This is a genomic window from Desulfobulbus elongatus DSM 2908 (genome assembly GCF_000621145.1).
Taxonomy (GTDB): Bacteria; Desulfobacterota; Desulfobulbia; order Desulfobulbales; family Desulfobulbaceae; genus Desulfobulbus; species Desulfobulbus elongatus.
On sequence record NZ_JHZB01000080.1, the window covers coordinates 1 to 2406 of the forward strand.

3 protein-coding genes, 1 tRNA gene and 1 pseudogene are annotated in these 2406 nt (G+C 51.7%); 4 read left to right on the forward strand and 1 reads right to left on the reverse strand.

What is annotated here, in order from left to right:
* The first annotated feature begins 107 nt into the window (after positions 1–107).
* The 4 genes and pseudogenes from larE to Q362_RS25050 form a co-directional block, all read left to right on the forward strand.
* On the forward strand, positions 108–923 hold the full coding sequence (gene larE, locus Q362_RS21645) for an ATP-dependent sacrificial sulfur transferase LarE (RefSeq protein ID WP_169737461.1): 816 nt from the start codon (positions 108–110) through the stop codon (positions 921–923).
* A gap of 160 nt (positions 924–1083) precedes the next feature.
* Positions 1084–1383 (forward strand): HU family DNA-binding protein, encoded by a 300-nt coding sequence (locus tag Q362_RS0117630; protein ID WP_281172917.1) that lies wholly within the window; start codon positions 1084–1086, stop codon positions 1381–1383.
* 313 nt (positions 1384–1696) lie between these two features.
* A tRNA-Pro gene (locus Q362_RS0117635) sits at positions 1697–1773 on the forward strand.
* Positions 1774–1859: 86 nt separating this feature from the next.
* Positions 1860–1976 (forward strand): annotated as a pseudogene (locus Q362_RS25050) (hypothetical protein); the annotation flags it as partial.
* A gap of 137 nt (positions 1977–2113) precedes the next feature.
* Here the strand turns inward: Q362_RS25050 and Q362_RS0117645 are convergent.
* The coding region (locus Q362_RS0117645; protein WP_028319691.1) for a hypothetical protein at positions 2114–2406 on the reverse strand (293 nt) is incomplete at its 5' end.

The window sequence follows — 2406 nt, forward strand, 5'->3', positions numbered from 1 at the left end:
TGCCATTTCTCCCCCCGTTGCTTGGTTTCAACGGATATTAGCCGGAGGTGGGAAAATTGCGAGCAATTTATTTCTGGATAAGCACTTAGAAAAATCGGAGGCTGCAGGTGCGACCCGAAACCAAATTTGAGAAAAAATTTGAGAAATTAAGAGCAGTGTTGCGGGGCTATGATCGGGTGGCGATCGCCTTTTCCGGTGGTGTCGACAGTTCGCTTCTGCTGAAATGTGCCCTTGATACCCTGGGGGCCGGCAATGTGCTGGCATTGTTCGCCCGTTCCGAACTGCTCGCCCAGAGCGAGATCGACCAAGCGGTCCAATGGCCGCAGATAAACGGCTATGGATCTGAAATCGCTATGGAGATCATCGAACTGCAACCGCTCGAATGGAAAGAGTTCGTGGACAATGCGGCAGATCGCTGCTATTTCTGCAAGCTCAGGATTTATTCCTTGTTCCGCGAACGTCTGGAGCGGCATGGTTTTTCCTGGTTGGTGGATGGTACCAATGCTGATGACCTCAAGGGGCATCGTGCCGGACTGCGTGCCATTCATGAATTGGGAGTACGCATACCCATGGTGGAAGCAGGCCTCGACAAGGCCGATGTTCGCCAGTTGAGCCAGTGGCTCGGTCTGGCCACTTGGAACCGTCCCTCAGCGTCCTGCCTGGCCACTCGAATTCCCACTGGAATGAGCATTACCAGCGATCGGCTTCAACGGGTGGCGGTGCTGGAGAGAGGACTGGAGCTGTTTGGTCTGGTTGGCTGCCGGGTTCGGCTTTGCGACAGCCAAGAGTATGAGGTGCATCTGGAAATCCGCTCCGAGGATTTTGCATTCCTGGCCGAGCCCGGTGTCAGGATGGCGTTGCTGCGTTTTTTTCAGCAACATGGAGTGGACAAAGTGCTGTTACACCTCCACGGGAGAGATTAAGATACATTCCAGCCCCTGCGCGATGAAAAAGCCCGCATAATGGGGCGACACGGCCGGATGGGCCTTTTTTTTCCTTTGACAAAGATTTCTTTTTTTATTTTAGTTTCGAAATCGTCTACAGATGCCGCGTCGGGTGTGAAGAAGCCCGGCTGTTGTGGCAATTGCTCAAAAACTCTGGGAGGGAAGAATGAACAAGAAAGAACTGGTTGAGTCGATGGCGGAAGCGGCCGACATCAGTAAAGCTGCGGCTGAAAAAGCATTGAATGGAATGCTGATGGCTGTGTCGAGTGCTTTGGGCAAGGGTGACAAGGTTATCCTGATTGGTTTTGGAACGTTTAGTACTGTCAAACGGACCGCGCGCAAGGCGAAAAATCCCCGGACTGGTGCGATGATCGAGATTCCTGCCAAGAAGATCGCCAAGTTCAAGCCAGGCAGTAAATTGTCGGACGCTGTCAACTGAGAGACGAATACTCGTTGTATGGAATGGAATAAGCTGGCCTTGGGCCAGCTTTTTTGTTAGTCATCTTTTTCCCGATCAGAAGCGGTGCCACGGCAACAATGACCAGTGAGAAAGCCCTCGTTTCTGTTTGCGGGAAAGGGGGAACCAAGTAAAGAAAAGGGCTGGACACGATGTTCAGAGTATGCTAAAGCACTACCCGCATTCGGCATGGGGTAAAGTGAGGGCAGGGCATCGTTCAGCATCGGAGTGGTTGCCCCCCCCCGTTAGGCGCACAAAATAGCCCTATATTGCCTAAGCAGGAAAATTAAATAGTCGGGAAGTGGCTCAGCCTGGTAGAGCACAGCGTTCGGGACGCTGGGGTCGGAGGTTCGAATCCTCTCTTCCCGACCAGTAAGCATAAATTATCTAATAAAACCAATTAGATGATTAGCGACAAGAAGCGCAAGATTAGATGTGTCACACACGGGTGATACACAATGTCTTGCGCTTTTCCCGTTTTCATCACTCAGAATCGATTCGGCACTTACTACTTCAGGTGTCGAATTCCCCAACGCCTCAGACCGCAATACCAGTCCAGCAAAGCAGAAGTCACACAATCATTGAAAAACCAACATCTCCGAGTTGACCGTCTCGTTGATTTTGGCAAACGGGTTGCTGTCCGTGTCGATTTTGTGCAATCGGGTCTGAAGATCAAAAAAGCCCGGCTGGATCATAGCTGCTCTCCATTGGGTCATCTTTCCTTTTTTTCCGGTACGGCGACAAGCCAGACGGATGTTTTTTTCCCTTTCCGTTGTTCGGGTTCGTCTTCGTCATCCAGCATCTCTTCCAAAAAATTTTTGAAAGATTCCTGAAGTTGCCGGGCTTTTTGGCTTCTTTCCGCATGGATCAGGAAAGAGGCAACACGTTGTTCCCACGGAAGATTGCCTATTCCGGTGAAGTCGGCCACGCATTCCAGTCGAAGCCGGCCGGGCATTCCGGTGGAAGCCGGCCACCTGTTCCGGTGGAAGCCGGCCACCCTGTCGG